This is a genomic window from Pseudoalteromonas sp. SR43-5 (genome assembly GCF_014163835.1).
In the GTDB taxonomy this organism is placed as follows: Bacteria; Pseudomonadota; Gammaproteobacteria; order Enterobacterales; family Alteromonadaceae; genus Pseudoalteromonas; species Pseudoalteromonas distincta.
In genome coordinates, this window is record NZ_JACJEA010000032.1 from 42,531 (window position 1) to 50,073 (window position 7,543).

The following is a 7,543-nucleotide window of genomic DNA, read 5'->3' on the forward strand; positions in this document are numbered from 1 at the left end:
TATAATTTATGTCTGAATTTGATCACGTACATTTTCTCAAAACGCTATCAAGTGAGCCGGGTGTATACCGCATGCTTGATAGTGACAACCAAGTTATTTATGTTGGTAAAGCTAAGCATTTAAAAAAGCGTGTGAGCAGTTACTTTAGAAGTAACATTACCGATAGCAAAACACGCGTTTTAGTGAGTAATATTTGTGATATTGACGTCACACTTACTAATACTGAAACAGAAGCGCTGTTGCTTGAAAATAATCTAATAAAAAAATACCAGCCTCGCTACAACATATTATTACGCGACGATAAGTCGTATCCCTATATTTTATTAACTAGCCATAAACACCCTCGTTTAGCGTTTCATCGTGGCAGCCGTAAAATTAAAGGTGAGTACTTTGGACCTTTTCCGAGCGCGGGAGCGGTATCTGAAAGCTTGCGGTTAATGCAAAAAATATTTCCTGTTCGTCAATGTGAAGATGCTTATTACCGCGCAAGAAGTCGCCCGTGTCTGCAATATCAGCTTAAGCGTTGCTCAGCTCCGTGTGTGAATAAAGTTACGGATGATGATTACAGCGAGCAAGTTGACTATGTCCGTAAGTTTTTAACGGGTAAATCTCACGAAGTTATTGCTGATTTAATAAAGAAAATGGAAGCAGCCAGCCTACAATTAAACTTTGAACTGGCGGCAAAAGTTCGCGACCAAATAATGCTACTTCGTAAAATGCAGGAGCAACAGTCTATATCAGGTAATTTTGCTGAAATGGACGTAGTTGGTTTTGCTCATTTAAATGGTTTAAATGGTATTCATTTATTAATGATCCGCGATCACAAAGTATTAGGTAGTAAAACGTATTTTCCAAAAGTACCTAAAGATTCAAGTGAGCAAGAAATATTGACTTCATTTTTAGGACAGTACTATTTAGCGCCAGGAGCAACAGGGCGTATTGCAAAAGAAATCATATTACCGTTTGAAATAGAAGAGAGCGGGGCACTCGGTGAAGCACTCACACAAATAAGTGAGCGCAAAGTAACCCTTAAAGTAGTTACCCGTGGTGAGCGTGCTCAATACTTACAACTGGCCAATAAAAATGCATTAAACAGTATTGCAGTTAAGCAAAGTACCCAAGACTCTATTAATAAACGTTATGCACAATTAAAAGCAACACTGCGACTTGATGATATTACCCGAATGGAGTGTTTTGATATAAGCCACACCATGGGGGAGAACACTGTTGCAAGTTGTGTTGTATTTGACTCACAAGGCCCAAATACGAAAGAGTATAGGCGCTATAATGTAACGGGTATAACCGGTGGTGATGATTATGCTGCAATGGAGTTTGCACTTAATAAGCGTTACAACAAATTAGTAGATGAAGACAAAATTCCAGACGTTATCTTTATTGATGGTGGTAAGGGGCAGCTGGGGCGCGCGGAGCAGTACTTTTCTAACTGGCCACATACAAAAATGCCTTTGTTAGTAGGTGTTGCTAAAGGTACTAGCCGTAAGCCAGGCCTTGAAACACTATTAATTGACGGTGGTCGAAAAACCATTCCTATGGATTCAGATGCACCTGCGCTACATTTAATACAGCATATACGTGATGAATCTCATCGTTTTGCAATTGCAGGTCATCGTAATAAACGCCAAAAACAACGTACGCAATCACTACTAGAAGAAATAAATGGAGTCGGTTCTAAGCGTCGGCAAACATTATTAAAATATTTAGGGGGCATGCAGGGAGTAAAAGCTGCTAATATAGAACAGTTAAAGAAAGTTCCTGGGATCAGCCCTGACATGGCTGAGAAGATATTTAACCATTTGCATGACAAGGGCTAGCCCTACATGCGAATATAGCAAAAAAGACATATCCAAGTAGTTATGTGGAATATTCCAAACACACTCACAACATTTAGACTTTTTCTTATCCCCGTTTTTTTGGTGATATTTTATTTGCCTTATAGCTGGGCTTTTTTTGCTGCCGCCTTTATTTTTTGGCTTGCATCAATCACCGATATACTAGACGGTTATTTAGCAAGAAAGCTTGAGCAATCAACCCCTTTTGGTGCTTTTTTAGATCCTGTTGCTGATAAAGTAATGGTATGTGCCGCACTTGTAGCGTTATCTGATCAGTACCAGTCAATGTACATGACAATACCTGCTCTTATTATAATAAGCCGTGAAATTATCATATCTGCACTTCGTGAATGGATGGCAGAGCAGGGTAAGCGTGGTAATGTCGCTGTATCAAACATGGGTAAAATTAAGACGGCTGCACAAATGTTAGCCATTATCGGTTTGATTTGGCAATATGATACATGGATGAACTATTTAAGTTTTGGACTACTGTACATTGCGACCTTTTTAACCTTGAGTTCTATGATGCAATATTTACGTGCAGCATGGGGTGAATTGACTAAAAATTAACTCTAAATGTATAATAACGCACCGTTTTAGATAAAAAACAAGCAAACAGTTCAAAACTAGCATTTTTTGTATTGACGCGTTTAATAATCTCTGTAGAATGCGTCCGTGTTGAGAGGGCATAGCCCCCGAGATAAACGAAACGGTAATTAATCAGTTACCTGAATGTTCACATAAATCATCATGTGCTAATTCAAATAACTGATAAATAAAATGCGGTACTAGCTCAGTTGGTAGAGCGCGACCTTGCCAAGGTCGAGGTCACGAGTTCGAGCCTCGTGTACCGCTCCAAGTTTATCTTAAGGTTAATACCCCGTACTGGGGCGGAATGGCAGAGTGGCCATGCACCGGATTGCAAATCCGTCTACCTCGGTTCGACTCCGGGTTCCGCCTCCATTTCAACACTCCACACGCTTTAATTAGCAAACTCGATGCCCGAGTGGTGGAATTGGTAGACACAAGGGATTTAAAATCCCTCGACTAACAAGTCGTGCCGGTTCAAGTCCGGCCTCGGGCACCACTTTGTGGTTTAATTGCATTACCAAGTGTAATTTATAAAATGGTTAATTTAGAATTAATATGATGCGGTACTAGCTCAGTTGGTAGAGCGCGACCTTGCCAAGGTCGAGGTCACGAGTTCGAGCCTCGTGTACCGCTCCATATTAGTTTTATCCACTTGCTTTAAATAGCAAACTCGATGCCCGAGTGGTGGAATTGGTAGACACAAGGGATTTAAAATCCCTCGACTAACAAGTCGTGCCGGTTCAAGTCCGGCCTCGGGCACCACTTTAAATTGTTTAACCAAGATAATTTAAAGTTGATAAAATAGTATTTTGCGGTACTAGCTCAGTTGGTAGAGCGCGACCTTGCCAAGGTCGAGGTCACGAGTTCGAGCCTCGTGTACCGCTCCAAATTATTTGGAAACATTTAGGCGGAATGGCAGAGTGGCCATGCACCGGATTGCAAATCCGTTTACCCCGGTTCGACTCCGGGTTCCGCCTCCATATAATTTACTCCACACGCTTTAATTAGCAAACTCGATGCCCGAGTGGTGGAATTGGTAGACACAAGGGATTTAAAATCCCTCGACTAACAAGTCGTGCCGGTTCAAGTCCGGCCTCGGGCACCATCTTTATTCAAATCCTCAGATTAAATTCTAAATTGCTTCTAATTTTAAAACATTCAAAAATTATTCTTACTTAAATTCTCTAATCTTATTTTTAATACCTACTTACCTTTAAAATCTATTTCTTTTTAATATCTTAGAGTTTCACCATCATACATTTATAAAGCTGCCTGTTTGTATTTAACAGTTACTACTTTTATCCCAGCTGGTTAATTAACTGAATTGGTATAAGAGCACCTGTTTATAACAAAGCAAAAATCAGAACGCTGGTTATTTAATTTTCTTGGCAATTACTCCTGTACCTAAGTTTTAACGAGGGGTGGCATTAATGAATGTAATAGAAGTGCGGTGTCTAAAATAAATTTAAGGTGGGAGTATAGGGAATGCGTTAAGCACTTAGTTATATGAATTGCGAAGATTTTATAAGCGACCCTTGAGGATCGCTTATAAAGGATAAATTGTTATTGCAGTTTACTCTGAGCTTTGTAAATTGGATACTCGCTCAACAAGCCTTGGATAAGCGCAACACACATTAAAATAAGTACTATTGAAAACGGTAAAGCTGTAGTAACTACGCCCGACTGAAGCGCTTGCAATGCTTGCGAGCCACCAACCCAGAGTAATACTGCTGCAATCACGCCTTCGACTGTAGCCCAAAATATACGTTGTGGCACTGGTGCATCTATTTTACCGCCCGCAGTTATACCATCTATTACTAGCGATCCTGAATCAGACGACGTTATAAAAAACACCAAAACGAGTGCTATAGAAATAATAGAAATAAAACTAGAAAGAGGTAACTGCTCGTATACTTGAAATAAAGTCACTGAGATATCAGTTAAACCATTTTGTCCAAGTGGGCCAACTTTATCTATAACTTGTGTAATTGCCATATTTCCGAACACGCCCATCCAAACCAAACTAAGAAGCGTTGGTAGGCCAATGACGACGAGTAAAAACTCGCGTACAGTGCGTCCCTTTGAAACTCGAGCAATAAACATCCCAACAAACGGCGACCATGATATCCACCATGCCCAATAAAACACAGTCCAAGAGTGCATCCAATCTTCATCGGGTCTATTGAATGGATTACTCAAAGGTACAAAGTGCTCTACGTACGCCCCAAGGGTAAACCAAATAGCAGTAATTGCATCAGAGAAAGTAAGGGCAATAACAGCTAATAATAAAATAAATGCACAAATTAAATTAACATTGCTCAGTACTTTAACACCCCCCTCAATACCTCTAATAACTGAGAAAATTGCAATGCACGTTACTAAACCAATAACAGATATTTGAAAAGCGGTCCCGTAATCAGTGCCTAGCAGGTAATTTATCCCGCTGGTAGCTTGTTGAGCGCCAAGGCCTAGCGATGTAGCTAAACCAAATAAAGTAGACAGTACAGCGAGTATATCTATGATATGACCAAGCCACCCCCAGGCGCGATCACCAAATAATGGATAAAAAACCGAACGTATAGATAAAGGAAGGCCTTTATTAAATGCAAAAAAAGCCAAGCTTAATCCAACAACTGCGTAAATCGCCCATCCATGTAAACCCCAGTGGTACATGGTTGCACCCAAAGCTAATGAGTGTGCTTGCGGTGAATTTGGCTCAACGCCCATAGGCATATGATACCAACCAGTATAATATGCAGTTGGCTCAGCAACTCCCCAAAACAGTAAGCCAATCCCCATGCCTGCTGCAAAGAGCATTGAAAGCCATGACATGTAACCATGTTCTGGACGAGCTTTTACGCCACCCAACCGAATTTTACCTAAAGGAGAAAATGCTAAAATAACGCAAAAGATCACAAAGGCATTGGCTAGTAACATAAAGTAACTATCAAATTGATTAATTATTGCGTCTTTAGTCGAGGTTAGTGCATCACGGGTAACGGTAGGGTCAAAAACTAGGGTAAGTATTACAAATAAAACAACTAAGAAGGCGCTTATACCAAATACTGGGTTATGGATATCAAATCCCCACTTTTGTACATTATCTTGCCCAACTTGGTAATCAGTAGTGTCTATACTGTATTTTTTTGTCATGTCATCCATCGGATCTCCTTTTTATAGATAACTTAATTCATACATCCTACGCACTACGTAATTAAATATAAAATAGTTTTAAAATTAATATAACTTTTATTTATAAGAAATGAGATGATTAAGCGTAGTATTTGTTATTTTTAGAACTAAAAAAGCGAGCCGTAGCTCGCTGATTATTTTCTATTCCCAGGCCTCTGGGTCAACCTCTTTAGCAAGTTTAGGATGCTTACTTTTGTCAAAGGTGGGTATTAAGCCCTTTTTGCGTTGTTCGTTATAGTCTTTTGAAAGCCATACAACAACACCTGAAAGCATAAATAGCGCTATAACGTTTACAATGGCCATTAAACCCATTGATATATCTGCCAGCGTCCAAATTAAACCAAGCTCACCAACAGCACCAAACATCACCATACCTAAAACAACAAGTCTAAAGATAAACATACCTTTATTAGAGTTGTGCTCTAAAAACATTAAATTTGTTTCAGCGTAAGAGTAATTGGCCACAATAGAAGTAAAGGCAAAAAACAATATAGCAATAGCAATAAAGTAAGTACCCCAGTTGCCGACATGTTCTTGTAATGCTGCTTGTGTAAGTTCAATCCCCATAACACCAGATTCAGGTACTAATTGCTGCGATAGTAAAATAAGAGAAGCAGTCGCTGTACAAATAACAATAGTATCAATAAATACGCCTAACATTTGCACATAACCTTGTGATGCTGGGTGAGGAGGGTAAGGCGTCGCAGTAGCCGCGGCATTAGCTGCACTACCCATACCAGCTTCGTTTGAGAATAAACCACGCTTTATACCTTGGATCATCGCTTGTGTGACACCGTATCCAATAGCACCAGCACCAGCTTGTTCAATACCAAAAGCACTTTTTATAATAAGCACTAGCACATCTGGTAGTGCAGTAAAGTTAATTGCGCATACATAAAGAGCAACCAGCAGGTAAGCTAATGCCATAAATGGCACAACCATTTCAGCAAAGCGAGAAATTGTTTTTAGGCCACCAAAAATAATAATGCCAGAACCAATAACCAAGCAAATGCCTACTATATACTTAGGTACATCAAACGCTACTTCAAATGCTGCAGCAATAGAGTTTGACTGTACTGCGTTAAATACTAAACCAAAGGCTAAAATTAAACATAACGAGAATAAAGTTCCCATCCAACGTTTGCCTAAACCGTTTTGCATATAATAAGCAGGGCCACCTCTAAAATTACCATCTGCATCTTTTGTTTTATAAGCCTGAGCTAAAGTACTCTCGGCAAAACTTGTAGCCATACCTATTAATGCAATAAGCCACATCCAGAAAATAGCACCTGGGCCACCTAGATATAAGGCAACAGCAACACCTGCCATATTACCAGTACCGACACGAGCTGCTAATGAAGTACAAAAAGCCTGAAAGGATGAAATTTCGTTATCGGCACATTTACGAGAACCAAACATAACTTTGAACATATGTGGGAATTGCACAAATTGAATAAAGCCTAGTCGAAAAGTAAAGAAGAGGCCCGCTGCTATTAATAAGTAGACGAGAACTTGCCCCCATAGAAGGGCACTTATACTATTTATTATGTCTGTCATGGATACTGCCTAAATACATGAGTTAAAAAAAGTGACCGCAACTTATCACATCAGGATAAAAGTGTTTAGTTTTAAAGTTCAAAAACAGAGTTATCAACAGGGTTTTGTGGGTAACTTGTGTTTATCGTGTGCGCTTGCTTGGGGCTTAATTTTAATTACTATTTTATGCAAATAACGCTTGCGTAAAATCCGCCGCTCCCTATAATGCGACCCCACTGAGACGGGAAGCGCCAACGCATAGCGAGGCACGAACTACTCAGAGAGTTAAATAAAACTTCGGTTTTAAATCTTCTAAAAAGAAAGTTTAAAACAAAGTGTTGACTCGAAAAATAAAGGGTGTATTATTCGCATCC

General features: G+C 39.6%; 4 protein-coding genes and 8 tRNA genes. 10 read left to right on the forward strand and 2 right to left on the reverse strand.

Annotation, left to right across the window (positions count from 1 at the left end; genetic code table 11):
• Positions 1-8: 8 nt before the first annotated feature.
• The 10 genes from uvrC (at position 9) to H5090_RS16800 (ending at position 3,546) form a co-directional block, all read left to right on the forward strand.
• Positions 9-1,832, forward strand: coding sequence for an excinuclease ABC subunit UvrC (uvrC, locus tag H5090_RS16755; RefSeq protein ID WP_182696261.1), 1,824 nt, complete (start codon positions 9-11; stop codon positions 1,830-1,832).
• A gap of 42 nt (positions 1,833-1,874) precedes the next feature.
• Positions 1,875-2,420 carry a CDP-diacylglycerol--glycerol-3-phosphate 3-phosphatidyltransferase gene (gene pgsA, locus H5090_RS16760; RefSeq protein ID WP_032827134.1) on the forward strand — a complete coding sequence of 182 codons (546 nt, stop codon included), beginning with the start codon at positions 1,875-1,877 and terminating at the stop codon, positions 2,418-2,420.
• A 212-nt stretch (positions 2,421-2,632) separates the two neighbouring features.
• Positions 2,633-2,708 (forward strand) — tRNA-Gly (locus H5090_RS16765).
• A gap of 31 nt (positions 2,709-2,739) precedes the next feature.
• A tRNA-Cys gene (locus tag H5090_RS16770) sits at positions 2,740-2,813 on the forward strand.
• 37 nt (positions 2,814-2,850) lie between these two features.
• A tRNA-Leu gene (locus H5090_RS16775) sits at positions 2,851-2,937 on the forward strand.
• A 64-nt stretch (positions 2,938-3,001) separates the two neighbouring features.
• Positions 3,002-3,077 (forward strand) — tRNA-Gly (locus H5090_RS16780).
• A 39-nt stretch (positions 3,078-3,116) separates the two neighbouring features.
• Positions 3,117-3,203, forward strand: a tRNA-Leu gene (locus H5090_RS16785).
• 49 nt (positions 3,204-3,252) lie between these two features.
• Positions 3,253-3,328 (forward strand) — tRNA-Gly (locus tag H5090_RS16790).
• Positions 3,329-3,347: 19 nt separating this feature from the next.
• Positions 3,348-3,421, forward strand: a tRNA-Cys gene (locus H5090_RS16795).
• A gap of 38 nt (positions 3,422-3,459) precedes the next feature.
• A tRNA-Leu gene (locus H5090_RS16800) sits at positions 3,460-3,546 on the forward strand.
• A 458-nt stretch (positions 3,547-4,004) separates the two neighbouring features.
• Here the strand turns inward: H5090_RS16800 and H5090_RS16805 are convergent.
• Entirely contained in the window at positions 4,005-5,603 is a 1,599-nt protein-coding gene (locus H5090_RS16805) for a BCCT family transporter (RefSeq protein ID WP_182696262.1), read from the reverse strand.
• 171 nt (positions 5,604-5,774) lie between these two features.
• The gene (locus tag H5090_RS16810) at positions 5,775-7,190 is read right to left on the reverse strand and encodes a sodium:alanine symporter family protein (protein WP_024603385.1); all 1,416 of its coding nucleotides are present in this window, start codon (positions 7,188-7,190) and stop codon (positions 5,775-5,777) included.
• Positions 7,191-7,543: the final 353 nt, after the last annotated feature.